The 17,683-nt window shown below is 37.8% G+C and carries 16 protein-coding genes, 1 tRNA gene and 1 pseudogene; 11 read left to right on the forward strand and 7 right to left on the reverse strand.

Annotation, left to right across the window (positions count from 1 at the left end):
• Positions 1 to 532: 532 nt before the first annotated feature.
• From DRF60_RS21150 to DRF60_RS12575, 6 genes are all read left to right on the forward strand, one after another.
• On the forward strand, positions 533 to 685 hold the full coding sequence (locus tag DRF60_RS21150; RefSeq protein WP_156122694.1) for a bacteriocin-like protein: 153 nt from the start codon (positions 533 to 535) through the stop codon (positions 683 to 685).
• Positions 686 to 723: 38 nt separating this feature from the next.
• Positions 724 to 867 (forward strand): bacteriocin-like protein, encoded by a 144-nt coding sequence (locus tag DRF60_RS21155; RefSeq protein WP_157963374.1) that lies wholly within the window; start codon positions 724 to 726, stop codon positions 865 to 867.
• Positions 868 to 903: 36 nt separating this feature from the next.
• Positions 904 to 1,047: a bacteriocin-like protein gene (locus DRF60_RS21160; protein ID WP_157967960.1), complete on the forward strand. Its 144-nt coding sequence runs from the start codon at positions 904 to 906 to the stop codon at positions 1,045 to 1,047.
• 28 nt (positions 1,048 to 1,075) lie between these two features.
• Positions 1,076 to 1,240, forward strand: coding sequence for a hypothetical protein (locus DRF60_RS21165; protein WP_157967961.1), 165 nt, complete (start codon positions 1,076 to 1,078; stop codon positions 1,238 to 1,240).
• Between the two features lie 174 nt (positions 1,241 to 1,414).
• Positions 1,415 to 2,737, forward strand: a complete 1,323-nt coding sequence (gene mgtE, locus DRF60_RS12570) for a magnesium transporter (protein WP_116012390.1) — start codon at positions 1,415 to 1,417, stop codon at positions 2,735 to 2,737.
• 22 nt (positions 2,738 to 2,759) lie between these two features.
• Positions 2,760 to 3,497 (forward strand): ABC transporter substrate-binding protein, encoded by a 738-nt coding sequence (locus DRF60_RS12575; RefSeq protein WP_116012391.1) that lies wholly within the window; start codon positions 2,760 to 2,762, stop codon positions 3,495 to 3,497.
• Between the two features lie 340 nt (positions 3,498 to 3,837).
• Here DRF60_RS12575 and DRF60_RS12580 read toward each other — a convergent pair whose 3' ends face one another.
• Entirely contained in the window at positions 3,838 to 4,287 is a 450-nt protein-coding gene (locus tag DRF60_RS12580) for a GAF domain-containing protein (protein WP_111956090.1), read from the reverse strand.
• An 11-nt stretch (positions 4,288 to 4,298) separates the two neighbouring features.
• The gene (locus DRF60_RS12585; RefSeq protein WP_116012392.1) at positions 4,299 to 5,726 is read right to left on the reverse strand and encodes a TonB-dependent receptor; all 1,428 of its coding nucleotides are present in this window, start codon (positions 5,724 to 5,726) and stop codon (positions 4,299 to 4,301) included.
• Positions 5,727 to 5,780: 54 nt separating this feature from the next.
• Here DRF60_RS12585 and DRF60_RS12590 point away from each other — a divergent pair, with 54 nt between their 5' ends.
• The 3 genes from DRF60_RS12590 to DRF60_RS12600 all read left to right on the forward strand — a co-directional run bounded on the left by DRF60_RS12590 (position 5,781) and on the right by DRF60_RS12600 (position 7,213).
• Positions 5,781 to 6,548 carry an MBL fold metallo-hydrolase gene (locus tag DRF60_RS12590; protein ID WP_116012393.1) on the forward strand — a complete coding sequence of 256 codons (768 nt, stop codon included), beginning with the start codon at positions 5,781 to 5,783 and terminating at the stop codon, positions 6,546 to 6,548.
• Positions 6,549 to 6,616: 68 nt separating this feature from the next.
• Positions 6,617 to 6,696: transfer RNA gene (locus tag DRF60_RS12595), tRNA-Leu, on the forward strand.
• Between the two features lie 190 nt (positions 6,697 to 6,886).
• Positions 6,887 to 7,213 carry a hypothetical protein gene (locus tag DRF60_RS12600; protein WP_123902680.1) on the forward strand — a complete coding sequence of 109 codons (327 nt, stop codon included), beginning with the start codon at positions 6,887 to 6,889 and terminating at the stop codon, positions 7,211 to 7,213.
• Between the two features lie 356 nt (positions 7,214 to 7,569).
• Here DRF60_RS12600 and DRF60_RS12610 read toward each other — a convergent pair whose 3' ends face one another.
• The 3 genes from DRF60_RS12610 to DRF60_RS12620 are packed head-to-tail and all read right to left on the reverse strand — an operon-like array spanning position 7,570 to position 13,228.
• On the reverse strand, positions 7,570 to 9,018 hold the full coding sequence (locus DRF60_RS12610; protein ID WP_116012396.1) for a TolC family protein: 1,449 nt from the start codon (positions 9,016 to 9,018) through the stop codon (positions 7,570 to 7,572).
• On the reverse strand, positions 9,015 to 12,122 hold the full coding sequence (locus DRF60_RS12615) for an efflux RND transporter permease subunit (RefSeq protein WP_116012397.1): 3,108 nt from the start codon (positions 12,120 to 12,122) through the stop codon (positions 9,015 to 9,017). The genes DRF60_RS12610 and DRF60_RS12615 overlap by 4 nt, the downstream gene beginning before the upstream one ends.
• A 17-nt stretch (positions 12,123 to 12,139) precedes the next feature.
• Complete coding sequence (locus DRF60_RS12620; RefSeq protein WP_116012398.1) at positions 12,140 to 13,228, reverse strand: efflux RND transporter periplasmic adaptor subunit; 1,089 nt, start codon at positions 13,226 to 13,228, stop codon at positions 12,140 to 12,142.
• Positions 13,229 to 14,016: 788 nt separating this feature from the next.
• Between DRF60_RS12620 and DRF60_RS21635 the strand changes: the two are divergent.
• Both DRF60_RS21635 and DRF60_RS12640 read left to right on the forward strand, forming a co-directional pair.
• Positions 14,017 to 15,071: pseudogene (locus DRF60_RS21635) on the forward strand (cation:proton antiporter).
• A gap of 41 nt (positions 15,072 to 15,112) precedes the next feature.
• The gene (locus tag DRF60_RS12640; RefSeq protein ID WP_116012402.1) at positions 15,113 to 15,439 is read left to right on the forward strand and encodes a CBS domain-containing protein; all 327 of its coding nucleotides are present in this window, start codon (positions 15,113 to 15,115) and stop codon (positions 15,437 to 15,439) included.
• 110 nt (positions 15,440 to 15,549) lie between these two features.
• Here DRF60_RS12640 and DRF60_RS12645 read toward each other — a convergent pair whose 3' ends face one another.
• On the reverse strand, positions 15,550 to 16,842 hold the full coding sequence (locus DRF60_RS12645) for a DUF389 domain-containing protein (RefSeq protein ID WP_116012403.1): 1,293 nt from the start codon (positions 16,840 to 16,842) through the stop codon (positions 15,550 to 15,552).
• 79 nt (positions 16,843 to 16,921) lie between these two features.
• The gene (locus DRF60_RS12650; RefSeq protein ID WP_116012404.1) at positions 16,922 to 17,680 is read right to left on the reverse strand and encodes a 4-hydroxy-tetrahydrodipicolinate reductase; all 759 of its coding nucleotides are present in this window, start codon (positions 17,678 to 17,680) and stop codon (positions 16,922 to 16,924) included.
• Positions 17,681 to 17,683 lie beyond the last annotated feature (3 nt).

Consider the following 17,683-nt stretch of genomic DNA (forward strand, 5'->3'; position numbering starts at 1 on the left):
TTCGCAAGTCAATTCTCAATTATTACGATCAAAAAAATCACCCATTGGCGATTCGCAATTCACAAACTATATTTCTAATGGTCAATTGTGAATTTTGCTTCGCAAGTCAATTGTCAATTATTACAATCAAAAAATTCACTCATTGGCGATTCACTATTCACAAACTATATTTCTAATGGTCAATTGTGAATTTTGCTGCGCAAGTCAATAGTCAATTGATGTGTTAAACTGTTAAGGTTCACCATTAACAATTCACTATTCACAAATCAATACTGTTTTTAATGGTCATTGATCAATTTTGCTCCGCTATCAATTTTTTAGCACATAATTAATTTCAGAACTAACGATTCACTTGCGTAGCAAAATTGACCATTCACAATTCACTTCCCCAACGTTTTTTTCTATTTACACTTTTTAATAAAAACAGAGAAACATCCAGAACAAACTGATTATTAGTTAAATATTATCATCATATAGTGAATAATATGATATTTTTTACTATTTTAGTTTTACAAATTAAAACTTATATAATATGAAAAATTTAAAGAAGCTCAACAGAGAGCAACAGAAACAAATTAATGGAGGTGCTATTAACAGATGTAACAATACCAACAGACCCTGCTCTATAGGATGGTGCTGCAACGGAGTATGCTCACCTTATGCATGTATTGATCCTGAGCTTTAAGTATTAGATCTTTTATCTTAATGATTAAATCTATTGATATGAAAAATCTAAAGAAACTAAACAGAGAGCAGCAAAGCCAGATCAATGGCGGAACTATCGCAAGATGCAGCTTAACCAGACCATGCACCGTTGGATGGTGTTGTGATGGAGTATGTAGCCCACAAGCATGTATTGAATTCTAAGAATCTTATCTTTTATTGAACTAAAAAATATTTATCATGAAAAATTTAAAGAAACTCAACAGAGAACAACAAAGAAAAATCAACGGAGGAGCTATTGAAAGATGCAGCGCAACCAGACCATGTTTTATTGGTTTCTGCTGCTGGGGAGTGTGTATGGAATATGACTGTATTGAAGAATAAATCAGTTTTTACTTAATACAGAATATCCATGAAAAATATAAAAAAACTCACCAGAAAAGAACAGCTGACGATCAACGGCAGCGGACTGGGCAAGAAATGCCAGAACCACACACAGTGTGGATTTGGAGAATGCTGTGACGGAGGCATGTGTATGCCTTCTCCCTACCCTTTATGCGGACCTATTCTTGAATAATATAGGTATTTATGAATTAAATTTAATTTTTGAACATCCGCTCCGGCGGGTGTTTTTTGTTTCCAAAAAATATTCTAATTGATTTTAAGCTTTAATTAATCCTTAATTTTGCTGCTTTCCTTCATAGTCTTAAATTTTTGAATTATTTTTGCATATCCAAAAAAAATTCACGTTTTGAATTCCAGAGACGAACTTATCTTTAATCCTGCCGATATCGCCGAAACTCTTAGCAGCCTTCCTGCTGATGAGAGGCTTTTGGCATTTTTAAAAGTTCCGAAAGAATATAAAGCGGAAGTTTTTTCCCATCTTGATCCTGATTTCCAGGAAGAAACTATCAGAAGTATCGGAAGCGAAGAAGTTTCCGAAATTCTGAACGGAATGACTCCGGATGACAGAACTTCTCTTTTTGAGGACTTTCCGGACGAGTTGATCAAGTATTCCATCAATCATCTTAATCCTCAGGAAAGAAGGATTGCCCTGAAGCTTCTGGGCTATGACTCAGACTCTATTGCCCGTCTGATGACACCTTATTATATCCAGATCCGTAAAGAATGGACGGTAAAAAGATGTCTTCAGCAGATCAAAAAGGTCGGAAAAAGAGTGGAAACCATGAACCACCTGTATGTGGTGGATGAAAGAAACCGTCTGATTGATGATATTGCCTTAGGAAGCCTGCTTTTGGCAGAAGAGGATACTCTGATCTCGGATATGACTGACAATCATTTCGTAGCAATAATGACAACTACTTCAAAAGAAGATGCAGTAACGTATTTTGAAAAATATGACCGGACTGCCCTTCCCATCATTACAGAAGCCGGTGTCCTTGTAGGTATTGTAACTATTGATGATATTCTTGACCAGATCGAACAGCAGAATACGGAAGATATTCAGAAATTCGGGGGTCTTGAGGCCTTAGATGATCCTTACACGCAGACTTCGCTCATGGAGATGATCAAAAAGAGGGGTACGTGGCTGATTATTCTTTTCTTTTCGGAAATGCTGACTGCTTCCGCGATGGGTTATTTTGAAGATGAAATTCAGAAAGCTGTTGTACTGGCCTTATTTGTGCCGTTAATTATTTCCAGTGGAGGAAATTCCGGTTCCCAGGCAGCAACCCTTATTATCCGGGCTATGGCTCTTCAGGAAATCGGTCTGAAAGACTGGTGGTATGTGATGAAAAAAGAGATCTTTACCGGGCTCGCGCTAGGCGGTATTCTTGGTGTTATCGGCTTTTTAAGGATTATGGTATGGCATGAAGCAGGATTCTTCAATTATGGAATGTACTGGCCTTATGTAGGCTTAAGTGTTGGGGTTTCTCTAGTGCTGATTGTTCTTTGGGGGACGCTCTCAGGATCCATGGTTCCTTTTATCCTGAAAAAACTGAACCTCGACCCTGCCACTTCTTCCGCCCCATTTGTCGCAACTCTGGTGGATGTCACCGGACTTATTATTTATTTTTCTGTAGCCGGACTTTTCCTGACAGGAAAACTTTTGTAATTTAGGCAGACAAAGTCTGAATATGAAAGTTGTTTCTTTAGTCCCCTCTATTACAGAGGCGTTATTTGATCTTGGCCTTACTGAAAATGAAGTGATCGGCAGGACAAAATTCTGTATCCACCCTGAAAACACAGTGAAGAACGTTCCTGTTATCGGCGGAACAAAAAACATCAATATTGATAAGATCAAAGCACTGCAGCCGGATCTCATTCTGGCCAATAAAGAGGAAAATATCAAAGAGCAGGTAGAAGCACTGATGGGCGATTTTAAAGTCACCGTAACTAATGTGGAGACCGTTGAAGATAATTATTACCTTCTTAAAACACTCGGAAATCTTTTTAACAAAGAAGAAAGGGCACAACAGTTCAATCTCAAGATTTATGAAGTTCTGGAACTGGCAAAACTCGATTCACCAGTAAAAGCAGCTTACCTCATCTGGAAAAATCCTTATATGACCATCGGTTCAGATACTTTTATACACAGAATCCTGTCGGAGATTGGTTTTGAAAATATTTTTAAGAACAGAACCCGTTATCCTGAGATTGAAATAGAAGATCTTGCTGAAGCGGAAGTCATTATGCTTTCTTCGGAGCCTTTCCCTTTCAAAGAAAAACATATTGAAGAGATGAAGGCCTTTTATCATGATAAAAAAATCATGATTGTGGATGGAGAAGCATTTTCATGGTACGGAACGCATATTGCAAAATGCGGGGATTATTTTAAAGAATTACTAGCTGAAATTCATGCCATGCAGCGTTAATTTTAATCACAAAAGGGGTAAAAGTTTTAAACACTTAAGTTTTTTATAAGTTGTAATAAAAGCTGCATAGAAGAGCACTTAAGTTCTCTGAAAATCTTTGATTTTCATACGGGCAAAAATTCGTCTGAGGGTTCAGAATTCCCCTCCTCTGGAGGGGTGGCGAAAATTCAAAGAATTTTTGACGGGGTGGTCAAAAAGAATATCCACATTTCTCAACAATCTCTTGAACCAATCAATTTGATGGCTTCGGGAATCTCAGCCACCAATTGTATTTAAATGCAACAAAAAAGCCCCAATTTACATCGGAGCTTGTATTTTATCTGTGGAATTGAAATTTCAATTACAAAATCTTTGACACCTCATTACAAAGCCATTCCAAAAGTTCACGGTCCTGAGCAGTAAATGGGTCTACAGTATGGGAATCGATATCAATCTGACCCACATTCTGACCATCTTTGAAAATCGGTACCACAATCTCAGCTTTCGTATCAATAGAGCAGCTCAGATAATTGCTTTCCTGATGAACATCCGGAACTACAAATGTCTCATTGGAAACAGCAACCTGTCCGCAGATCCCTTTTCCGTAAGGAATGATGGTATGATCGGTAGGTGCTCCTACGTAAGGACCGAGTTTTAGCTCATCTTTATCCCCGTTTTTAAAGTAGAATCCTGTCCAGTTGAAGTAAGAGATTTCCTGATCCAACAGGTGACACACCTTCTCAAGCTTTTCTTCTGTATTATGTTTTGGACTTTCAAGAATGGAAGAAAGTCTTTTCTTTATTTCTGACATTTTATTTTGTTTTAGGAGAATTGTTTGAAGGAAAGTTCTTCTTTATAGCCGAACATTCCGCGTTCTTTTATCATTTCTGCCACACCTTCAGGAACCTGGTTTTCCCAGCCTTTAACGCAGCATGCAATTTTTCTTAAGATTTCTCTGGAATAAATTTCCAGGAACTCGGGATTATGATTGGTAATATCTACAATACGGTTGTTGTGCTTGAAATATTTGTAAAGCTCTTTTAGGTTTTCTTCTACTTTAAGATTTGAAGAATCCAGCAATTCATGGGTTTCAGGATCTTTGTAAGGGTAAAGATACACCCTCATTCCGTTTCTGAAGAATTTTCCAAATGCTTCAAGAATTCCACCCGAAAGGTCTTTGTAATATTTCTCGTCAAATACCATCAGAAGGTTATTAACACCCATTGCAACACCAATATCTCCGCTCGTATAAGATGCAAAATAATCGATCAGCCTGTAGTATTCCGAGAAGTTGGAAATAATAACGGTATATCCCAGTTTACCGAGAATATCCACCCTGTCCATAAAATCTCTCTCATCAATATCTCCATCCGCCCGAAGGTTTGAAATGGTGATCTCAATAAGCACTTCTGTTTCTTCATGGGTACAGATTGCGTCTTTCTGAAACATCTCAAGACCGTTTTTAAGCATATCGATATTCACCTTCGTTACGGGCCTGAAACTCCCTCTTACTGCAAATATATTTTTCTTATATAAAACATCGGCAGGCAGCATATTGCTTCCCTGAGAATTGAAAATCACCGCATCTGTCATTCCATGCTTCACAAGCTGCAGCGACATGAGCCTATTATCAACATAGTCAAAAGCAGGACCGCTGAAATCAATCATATCAATTTCAAGACCGTCTTTTGCAATGTCATCGTATAAAGATTCGATTAAATTTCTAGGATTGTCGTAGTAATGAAAAGCTCCGAAAATAAGGTTTACTCCAAGGTTTCCTAAGGTTTCCTGCTGTAATGTAGCATCATTTTCCTTAAATTTTACGTGGATCACGATCTCATTGTAATCTTCGTTTTCCTTTGTCTGGAAACGGATTCCTACCCATCCGTGGCCTTTAAGCGTTTTGTCGAAATTAATGGTAGTTACCGTATTTGCATAAGAGAAAAATTTTCTGTTGGGATTGTTTTCCCTTGAAATTCTTTCTTCAATTAAAGCAACTTCATAACGGAGCATTTTACGAAGTCTGTTTTGAGTAACATACCTGTTTTTTGCTTCTTTTCCGTAAATGGCATCACTAAAATCTTTGTCATAAGCAGACATCGCCTTAGCAATTGTACCGGAAGCCCCTCCTGCTCTAAAAAAGTGACGAACAGTCTCCTGCCCTGCTCCAATTTCTGCGAAAGTACCATAAATAGTAGGATCTAGATTAATTGTTAATGCTTTTTGTTTAGGAGTTAGTTTCTGATACATTAGGACGTGAAATTTTTCGTAAATTTACCAAAATTAAACCAACCTCAAAAGAAAATGAAGTTGAAATTTTTAGGAACCGGTACTTCCCAGGGTGTGCCCGTTATAGGCTGTACATGCGAGGTATGCACTTCCAAAAATCCCAAAGACAGGCGTTTCCGCTCTTCAGTAATAATTACTACTGAGGAAAGTAAAAAAATACTGATCGACTGCGGACCGGATTTCAGGGAACAGATGCTTCTCAACCACGAAAATACTGTAGATATTGCTCTTCTTACCCATGAACACAACGACCATGTGATTGGGCTTGATGATATGCGTCCGCTGATTTTTAAAAGCGGAAAAAACATGCCGATTTACTGCTACCAAAGAGTTGGAAATGAAATTAAAAACCGTTTTCCTTATGCCTTCGCTGATATAAGATATCCAGGAGCACCGGCTTTTGATCTTCATGAAATTGAAAATAAACCTTTCCACGTTTTAGATACCGAAATCACGCCTGTTGAAGTGATCCATTATGAAATTACGGTCTTTGGATATAAATTTAAAAACCTTGCCTACATTACGGATGCCAATTTTATTTCGGATACAGAAAAGGAGAAGCTGCAAAATTTGGATGTGTTGGTTTTGAACTGCATCAGAAAATTCGATCCGCATCCTGCCCATTTTATTCTTCCTGACGCTATTGCCCTGTTCAAGGAGCTTAAGCCTAAAAAATTATTTTTAACTCACATCAGCCACCATCTCGGACTGCATGATATTGAAAATAAGGATCTTCCTGAGGGAATGCATCTGGCCTATGATGGTCTGGAGATAGAGTTTTAAAATTTTTCCCTTAAAAAGCTTTTGAACATTAAAAAAAGTTTATATATTTGCACACCAATTTAACACTTGCCCAGGTGGCGGAATTGGTAGACGCGCTGGTCTCAAACACCAGTTCTTAGGAGTACCGGTTCGATCCCGGTCCTGGGTACAAGACCGGAAAGAGGTGATAATTCACTTTCTCTCCGGTTTTTTTACGCACCTAACTCATTGTTTATCTGATATATATAGGAGAGCAAAACATTGGGTCGGGTGGTTCGATAATGATTTTTTGAAAATTGCAATTTTTCAGGAAATATCGAACCAATTACCTAACTGACAGACAGGGTCTCCCTATAGCAATGTCTTCACCTGTATCAGGTAACCATAATGATTTCTATAATATCAAGCTTCAATTTGAAGAAATAACGGATACCCTTGAATCAGCATCAATTTCCGTAAAAGGTCTTTTTATGAATGCCGATGCAGGTTTTGATTCTGTAGATCTACTTTTGGCTTGCGAACAAAAAGAAATAATTCCTAATATAGCATATAACAGAAGAAATAATAGCCAATACACTGAGCGTATATTAGATAAAAAGCTTTATAGAGAACGATATTCGATCGAAAGAACAAATGCTTGGACGGATAGTTATCGAACTATTCTTAATCGTAAAAAGTCAAGATGACTTCATTATATAAATCCTGACCTTCATGCTCTTTAATCAATACGAATGATTTCTCAGAACTTTTATCGCATGTACTACAAAAATGAAAACCTAACTCATTATCCTCTACAGATACGTACTGTTGAAGTTGCCCATAGTACCATCCTAAGACGGTTAACAGAGCAAATAACAAACTGTATAGATATTGATAGAATTTCCCTTTCATTACAGGCACAAATGTAAGTAAACTTCAAAATGATTACAAATAATAGAGATTAAAAAAGTGTTAAAGAATACAATTTTTTCCCCTGTAAACAAAAAAGCCGTCCCATTTCTGAGACAGCCTTACTAACATATAAAATCAACTAACTAACATATCATTGTAATTTACCTGCTAACGCTTTAAATAGCAATACATTGTTTCTGGTATTTTCATGTTGAAATTTCAAAAGATCAAGCTCGGCTTGCAGCTTGCTCTTCTGAGCATTGATCAGTTCAAAGTAGTTCGCATAACCCGTAATATACAAGTCGTTAGATACCTCTATTCCCTTATCAAGATAATTGACTTCCTCTTCTTTAAGTTCTAAAACTTTATGAAATATTTGAGTCTGTTTCAGAATAGACTGCAACTCATTAAAGGCAGTAGTAACACTCTTCTGGTAATTCAGAAATGCAATTTCCTGTCCTATGCCAGCAACTTTAAATTTATATTGCAGCTGGCCTTTGTTAAAAACAGGGACTATCAATCCTCCTAAAATCTGTCCAGCCAAAGAGGCTGGTTTGAAAAGTGTTTCGGCAGAAAAGGAATTGATTCCTAATCCTGCTCCAATATCAATTTTAGGATAAAAAGCAGCTCTTGCAGCCCTGGCATCGGCATGTGAAGCCTTAAGATAATAGTAGTTTGAAATCACATCCGGTCTGGAATGGATTATCTTATCAAGATTGATATTGGAATTCAGAATATTGAAATTCGTAGGCAGAAGAGTATCACCTCTCTGTACATCGCCACCATATACCCCTGTTAAGGTTGATATGGCTTGCTTCACGGTGACTATTTCTACTTTAATATGTTCAATTTCTGCCAGCCAGTTATTGTTCTGCGCCTTAAACTGCTGTACAGCCAGTTCAGTTACCTTACCAACTTCACGCTGTGCTTTGATAATTTCAAAGGCACGCTTCTGAAGATTGTAATTATCCCGGTAGATTTTTAACCGCTTGTCTAAAGCAATCAGATCATAATATAAATTGGCGATATCCGTAAAAAGATCGGTCTGAAGAAGCTTCAAACCTTCTGTTGAAGCAAGAAATTTGTTCTGAGCTGAAAGTTTCTTATTTTTTAGTTTTCCCCAGGCATCAATTTCCCAGCTGCTTCTGGCGCCCATCCAGTAATTCGGAGTAAAGGAAGTATTGATTTTTTGTTCTTCAGTGATATTGGAGGAAAGATTGGTATCATAATTCCCAACCCCTTCCATTGTATATTTCCCATACCGGTCGCCGGAAACCTGAACTCCGACTTCCAGAGAGGGTAGTAATTCTGTTTTTGACCGCTTTAAAAAGCTGTTGGCTATTTCTACTCTTTGCTGGGCTATTTTAAAATCGGGATTGGCTTTTTTTACCTCTTCGAAAAGATATAATAAATGGGGATCCGTAAAATAACCTTTCAGATCTATTCCTGAAAATTCCGATCTGCCGGTAGCAGAATCAGCTGCAACGGAATCCGGCAATTTATCAACTTCCTTCATAGAAGCTACTTTAGGAACAGCACAGGATGTCATGAGCAATCCTGTGATACTCCAAAATATAAGTTTTAATTGAATTCGTTTCATGCTTTTTTTCTGTTTTCAAGGGTTGCAAAGAAAATGTAAAGGCCAGGAATGATGATAAGACCGAAGACTGTACCGATTAACATCCCTCCTGCTGCTGCAGTTCCAATAGAACGGTTCCCGACAGCTCCGGCACCCGATGCTACACATAATGGAATCAATCCTGCGATAAAAGCGAAAGAGGTCATCAGAATGGGACGAAGACGCTGTCTTGCTCCTTCTATAGCAGCTGAAATAATGCTGTTTCCCTCCTTGTAACTTGCAATGGCAAACTCCACAATTAAGATCGCATTTTTGGCAAGCAGCCCTATCAGCATTACCAATGCCACCTGAGCATAAATATTGTTGTCAAGACCACAAACCAGCAGAGCGATATAAGAACCGAAAATTCCCGTTGGTAAACTTAACAGCACCGGCATAGGAAGCAGAAAACTCTCATATTGTGCTGCCAGTAAAAGGTAGACGAAAATCAGGCAGACCAGGAAAATATAAACCGTTTGATTTCCTGATAAGATCTCTTCACGGGTCATACCCGACCATTCAATATCGAAGCCTTTAGGAAGAGTTTCTTTTGCTATTTTATCTACTGCAGCAATAGCGTCACCTGAACTAAAGCCCTCAGCGGCCTCTCCATTGATCATTGCAGACATATACATATTATACCGCGTAAGCACCTCGGGTCCATATACTCTTTCAATTGTTATAAAGGTTGAAAAAGGTACCATTTCACCTTTGTCATTTTTTAAAAATAGGTTCAATATACTCTCCGGAGTATCGCGGAATTCAGGCCCTGCCTGAACCATAACTTTATACATCTGCCTGAACCGGATGAAATTGGTAGCATAATAGGATCCCAGCAAAGTTTGTAAAGTGGACATTGCATTATCCGCTGAAATTCCTTTCTTCGCCGCCATATCATAATCGATATTCACCATATACTGCGGAAAAGTAGCATCAAAGCTGGTAAAGCTGTTCTTAAGCTCAGGAGCATCATTCAGTTTCTTAACAAAATCCTTGGTTACTTGATCCATATTTTCAATACTTCCGCCGGTTCTGTCCAAGAGGCGAAGTTCAAAGCCGCTGGTATTCCCAAATCCCGGAACTGTTGGGGGCGCAAAAGCTTCAATTTCCGCATCGGCAATCCCATTCGTTTTCTCATTTAATTCTTTAATAAAGTCATCCACAGATACACTTCTTTCTTTCCAGTCTTTAAGATTAATCATCGCCATTCCATATGATGACCCCGCAATTTCAGTGACCACATTATATCCTGCAAGAGTTGTTACATTTTCTACTCCATCCATCTTTTTAGCGATACTGGTAATTTCATCAAGTACCTTTTCGGTTCTTTCTACCGTCGCTCCCTGGGGAGTGGTAACACTGATATACGCCATCCCTTGATCTTCCATAGGAATGAATCCCGATGCCAGAAATTTTGATGTCAGTCCCGTTAGTAGTATGAATAAAGTCAGGAGTCCGAAAGTCACTGTCGTCCGGGTGGCAAATTTTGACAGGACTTTTACATAACCGTTGGTAACTCTGTCAAGAATGGTATTAAATACACTGAAAAAACGATCCAGTAAACCTTTCTTACGATGATCATCATGAGGCTTCAATATGAGTGCACATAAAGCTGGAGTAAGGGTTAATGCATTAATACCGGAAATCACGATACTGATTGCCAAAGTAAGCGAAAACTGCCGGTAAAATACTCCTACAGGGCCATCCAGGAATGCTACAGGAATAAAAACCGCCGACATGACCAAGGTTATAGCTACTACTGCACCCGATATTTCTTTAGCTGCCATTATCGTGGCTTCAAAAGGCATATGTCCTTCTTCCATTTTGACATGAACAGCTTCAACGACAACAATGGCATTATCTACAACAATACCAATAGACAGAACCAGCGCAAATAAAGTCAACAGATTAAGTGAAAAACCCAGCATATCCATAAAAGCAAATGTACCCACCAAAGCCACCGGAATAGCGAGCACCGGAATAAGCGTAGAACGCCAGTCCTGAAGGAAAAGAAAAACAACTATCGCCACCAGAATAAAGGCTTCGATAAGGGTCTTTAAAACAGCATGGATAGAAGCATCCAGAAACCTTGAAACATCATACGCAAGGTTATAATCCATCCCCGGTGGGAACGAGCCTTCTTTCAGTTCCGCCATTTTATTTTTGACATTCTGGATAACCTCAGAGGCATTAGATCCCGGTCTTTGTTTCATCATGATTGATGCTGACGGCCTTCCATCGGTTTTCGAAACCATTCCATAAGTCATCGCTCCAAATTCAACTTTTGCGATATCTTTCAGTTTTAATATCGTTCCTTCTTCATCCGCCCTAACGGGAATTTCTTCATATTGCTGAGGCTCAAAAAACTTTCCTCTGTATTTTACAACATACTGAATCTGGCCTGCCTTTTTACCGGAGGATTCTCCTACCTTTCCCGGAGCTGCCGAAATATTCTGTTTCTGCAGGGAACTGATTACTTCTTCCGTGGAAATATTATACGCCGCCATTTTCTGGGGATCAAGCCAGACCCTCATGGAATATTCCTTCTGCCCCATAATCTCTGCTCTCCCCACTCCATCCAGGCGCTTGAGTTCCTGAAGAATATTAATATCTGTAAAGTTGTAAATAAACTGCTCATCCTGGCTAGGATCGCTGCTGGTAATATTGAGGTACATCAGCATACTGTTTACCTCCTTTTCAGTAGTCACCCCGGCCCGGATTACTTCCTCAGGAAGTTCATCAAGAATTGTAGTTACCCGGTTCTGTACATTCACTGCAGCCAAATCCGGATCAGTACCCACTTCAAAAAAGACCTGTATAACTGTCAGTCCATCATTTGAAGTAACGGTTGACATATAGGTCATTCCCGGTACACCATTAATAGCACGCTCCAGGGGTAGAGCAACCGCATCTGCTGAAACTTCGGCGTTAGCCCCTGTATATTTTGCTGTAACGGTTACTGAAGGTGGAACGATGTCAGGAAACTGGGTGATAGGCATCTTAGTCAGCGCCATAATTCCTATCAAAACAAAGACAATGGAAATCACCAACGAAAGTACTTTTCGCTTTATAAATATCTCTACCATAATCAACTATTTAAGAATTATAATCTGTCTTTAATTTTGATCATATCACCGTCTTTAAGAGACTGCGCTCCCTCATAAATAATCAGATCTCCCTTTTTGATACCACTTTCAACCAGATATGAATTCTTTATGGCCGGACCGACTTTAATATTGGTCATCTTTACCTTATTATTCTTATCCACCAAAAATATGTAGGTTTTATCCTGAATTGAAAAGGTTGATTTTTGTGGAATGAGAAGTGCATTATTCTGAACATCCGAAATGGTCAGCTTACCGGAAGTCCCATGTTTGATTATATGTTGTGGGTTTGGAAAAAGCACCTTATATCTGATGGATCCGGTAGCACGGTCAATCTCGCTTTCAGCAGATTTTAAGGTACCGTTAAACTGATAGTTTGTTCCGTTAGGAAGGGTAAGCTCAATCTTCTGATGCTTTCCTAATTTATCGCTTGCTAAAAGCTCAAAGTATTTATTTTCAGGAATAGAGAAGTAAGCATATACCTCATCCAGTTGCGAGAGTGTCGTCAGAAGTGTTCCGTTATTGACCAAACTTCCGCTTTTATGGGGAATGACATCGATCACACCGTCGAATGGTGCTGTAATCAATGTAAAATTAATCTGCTGAACAACCGCTTTTTTTTCAGCCTCGGCAAAAGAACATTTTGCCCGGGCCGATGCCAGCCTGGCTTTAGCAAGCTCAAACTCGTTAGCAGCAACAAACTTTTTGGCATATAAACTTTCAATCTGTCTGAGTTCAACCTCAGCGATCCGAAGGTCAGCTTTTGTCTGTTTAAACCTGGCCTCAGCCTTCAACAGATCCATCTGCAACTCAGCATCATTGATCTTGAAGAGCGACTGCCCTTTTTTTACAAACTGTCCTTCATTCACATAAATATGTTGAATGATGCCGTCAATTCTGGAGCGGATTTCAACATTTCTTTTGGCCTGTATATCGGTAACAAACTGATTGCTGATCAGTGTATCTTTTTGTTTTACCTCAAGAACGGGGACTTCCTTAGTGTTTTTATTTTTATTGGGATTGTTTTTACCACATGATAATGCGCATAATAATGCACTTACGCATAATATGAAACTTTTTATATTCATTATAGAATTTTATAACTGAAACTTTACGAAAAAAAATAGGAGGAAGTATCAGTTTAAAACAACTGCAGTAAATGAAGATAGGATTTTACGGCGCAAAATATGTCTCCAGAAGAAATAGGTGGACCCTTGCGAACAACTTTAATAAGGACTTCAGGACAATTCTCCGACTTGCCTGGAATATCAAAATAATTTAGATATTTAGAAAAGCTTTTATTCTCAACTTCAACTGCCTTTACATTGTTATACTTCTTGATAGAGCGATTCGCGCCGCTGGGTACAGGATATTTAAAAGCAGCGATATTGACCGATGTTTTGCCAGCCCTATCTGAGTTGAAAACAAAAAAGAGTGTAAAAATATAAAAACAAAAAGACGTTCTAAATAATAACATTCAGCCGTAATATTGAAAATTCAGGGGATTAAAAATAGTATATTAACAAATGTAAGTCATTTTACTTTAATTTTTTTTTAATTTATGTTAAAAATTTACAAAATAAAAGTTAATTGATATTGTACAATCTTTTTCATCATTTGTCAGAATCAGATTAATTAAAATGATTGTAGCTAAAGAATTAAGTTCGTTTTCGGTTTTCAGTACTTTTGTAAGACAACAAATTATATTTATGGAGCTATTTTTAATCTTCTCTATTCTCATCACACTCGCAGCATTCTTTTCTTATCTTAATATAAAATTTTTATAACTTCCTTCCGGAATCAGTCTGATGATGATGGGGTATTAGCGGCGGCTGGTGTGATTGTTACCGGATATTTTTCTTCAGGTTTCACAGAAATGATCCGTGAGAAGCTGGCTTTAATTGATTTTTCAGAATTTCTATTGGGTATTCTTTTAAGTTTTTTGTTATTCGCCGGTTCTCTGCACATCTCTATTCCGGAATTAAAAAAATCTGCAAAAAGCATCATTAGTTTTGCCACCATCGGGACATTAATATCTACATTGGTAGTGGGATACAGTTTGTTTTATCTTCTCTCAGCTTTTCATCAAAACATTCTCCTTATATACTGCCTGCTGTTTGGGGCTCTGATCTCACCCACTGATCCTATTGCTGTAATGGGGATCCTGAAAAAAACGAATTTATCCAAAAATATAGAAACCAATATTGTTGGAGAATCTCTTTTTAATGACGGTATCGGAGTTGTGATCTTCGTTACTATTTTAAAAATAGCCACACTAGGACTGCAAAACTTTGGACCTGCCGACATCGGAATGCTTTTTATTCATGAAGCCATCGGCGGTATTATTATCGGTCTTATTATTGGTTTTATAGGTTATAAACTTATGAAATCCATAGATCATTTTCAAACCGAGATTTTAATTTCATTAGCAATGGTTATGGGGGCTACAGCCTTTGTCATTCCATCCATGTTTCAGGACCTTTAGCCATGGTAGTTGCAGGGTTAATGACAGGTAATAGAGGAAAAGAACTGGTAATGAGCGATATTACCCGCGATTACCTGGGCAAATTCTGGGAAGTAACTGACGAGGTATTAAATGCCATTTTATTTATGCTGATTGGGCTTGAAATCGTTATCGTTTCGTTTGACATGAGTTATCTGGCTATTGGTATTATTACTGCAATTATTATTCTAATCGCCCGCTTTGTGTCCTTATATATTCCTGCAGTTCTATTCAGATTTAAAAAGGCTTTTGGGACAAAATCCCTATTTATTATGACATGGGGAGGATTGAGAGGAGGAATCTCCTATCTTATTGCCAAATGGTTTTCATCCATATCACCTGAACTCAAGTCAATGGCCGACCAAGGGGATAAACACGATAGGAATATTCTTTTTTGCGCTTCACAGCGAGGATTTTATAGATTATAACTCTCAAACAATTAACGAAAATATTTCCATTACAGAAAGAAATGTTCGAACTTTTCAAAAAGAGCAATAAGAATGTTTTTGCGGTAATCGATGATAAAAGAATATTAAGGGGCATGTTCTCAATAGATGATATCCGCCCTTACCTGTTCGGAGACCATGACATCCCTAAAAATATTACTCAGATTATGAAAGCCCCGGCAGCGATTATTCACAAAGGGGATAAACCCTTGGAAATCCTTCAGATCTTTGATGATACAGGAATCTGGAATTTGCCTGTGGTGGGTGAAGGAAACAGATTTATTGGATTTATTTCCAAGTCATCCATTTTAATGGGATATCGCCAATTGTTAAAAGAGTACTCAGAATAGCATTTATAAGAAAATTTTTCACTAAATTAGTAAAACAACAACTTTTTCATAATCAATTCAATAATTTAAGCTAATAGCCACTAAAAAGACTTAGATAATTCTAAGTCTTTTTAGCGCCGTATTACTTTAGTATTCCTATCTGCCAATTTTTGAGACATCCACTGTTTAAGTTTCAGCTCATCATTCTTGTCCTCTTTTTCTGAACTGTACATCACAATGGTTGCCAAACGTGCACTGTCTGTATTCGGGAAATCAGTAATCTTTCCTATAGAAACATTCTGAAATTTTGGAAAAAGTATGGCCATCTCTTTAACCACTCCGGAATCCTTGACCGAATACTTATCCAGCTCGTTTCTTAAGTTATTGATAATGATGTCTTTTTCTGAAAGGATATTATCTTTTTTGCCAATTTCATTGAGAATCTCCGATTTAAGGTCGGTGGCATCCTGCTTGATAACAAGCTGAGCATTCACTAAACCGAATTCCTTTAGTTCTTCATTGAGCTTCTTCAGCTCATCAGCAGTAAATTTTTTGGATAGAAAAGCAAGCTCTATTATTTTTGGTGATGAATGATAACTTATTTTCTTATAGATGATGGTATACCCTTCCTTAACAAACTCCTTATCTATAAACTGATCGGTATTCTGTTTAAACTTTTTCTCATTCAATAAGTTGTAAGCCAGATAAAAGCTGGGAACAATCATAATAACAATCAACGCTGTAATACCATATTTAATCTGCTTTTCATACTTTTCACCAACCATTTTGACAGGCTGATACCTAAGATACTTTGTAATTAAAAAAGTAGCAATACAAATGAAAAAACAATTGATCGTATACAGGTAAAAGGCTCCGATAAAATACACCCAGTTACCAATGGCTAAGCCATATCCGGCCGTACATAAAGGAGGCATTAAAGCGGTTGCAATGGCCACACCCGGAATCGGATTACCTTTCTTAACCCTTGTAATGGCAATCACTCCTACCAATCCGCCAAAAAATGCAATAAGAACATCATAAATGTTAGGTGCTGTACGTGCCAGAAGTTCAGATTGCGTTTCTTTAAAAGGACTTAAGAAGAAATAAATGAAAGAAACCAATAAACTGACTATAGTGGCTATAAGAAGATTTTTGATGGATCGTTTGAGCAGTTGAAAATTATAAGTACCCAAAGCAAAACCTGCCCCCAGGATCGGACCCATTAACGGAGAAATTAGCATGGCTCCAATGATGACTGCCGTTGAATTGACATTAAGGCCTATAGAGGCGATCACAATAGCACAAGCCAGAATCCAGAGATTTGAACCCCGGAAGGAAATATTTTCAGTAACGTTTTCCAGCACCTTTTCCTTTTCTTCCTCTCCGTAGTGCAGACTAATAAATTTATATAGTTTTCCAAGCATTTCTAATAAACTTTAAGTCATAAAAATAATATTTATACCGTAAAGCTACAATACAATATTAACACTAAATTTTATGGTCTTATCCTTCTTTTAATTCAAAATAAGGACGCAGGATATCTTCAAAATTATATAAACCTTTAGGTTTATCAGCAAGTTCTCTTGCAGCAAACAAAGCTCCGTTACCAAAAGCCTCTCTGGAAATGGACTCGTGTACCAAGCGTACCGTTTGGTAAGGAAAACCAAAAACAACCTCGTGTTTGCCTACAATACCGCCTGCTCTGACTGAGTTAATATTTTCCTTTTCCAAATCCAGCTTCTCTGCAATTTTCAAAGCGGTTCCCGACACCCCTTCTTTTGCTTTGAAATGTTCCTCAATAACTTCAATATCTACATCAGGAACTATATTTTTAAGCAAACCGGAAGCAAACATTAAGTAATTAACTCCTAAGGTAATATTGGGAGACCAAAAGACAGTTGTTTCTTCAGAAAGCTCTCTGAGAAGTTCTTTTTCGACATCTCCATAATGTGAAATTGCTGAAATTATGGTCACCTTTCTTTCAGCTGCCATTTTTCCATACACAAAAATACTGTCGGTTGATGAAAAATCTATGATAACATCTACTGGATGCATATCCAACAATTCATCAACTGTAATATTTTCTAAAGAATAAATTAAGCCCTGATCTTCAGAATTCACCCCCAAAAACTCTGCTGCAGAAAAAATAGTTGGCATAGGGCTGTTCTTCAACACCCATTCCAAAGAAAAATCTGTATTCTGTAAAATAACATTCGCTACCGCTTTTCCGGCTTTTCCAAATCCAATCAGACCTATTTTCATATT

The organism is Chryseobacterium elymi (assembly GCF_003385495.1).
Lineage (GTDB): Bacteria > Bacteroidota > Bacteroidia > Flavobacteriales > Weeksellaceae > Chryseobacterium > Chryseobacterium elymi.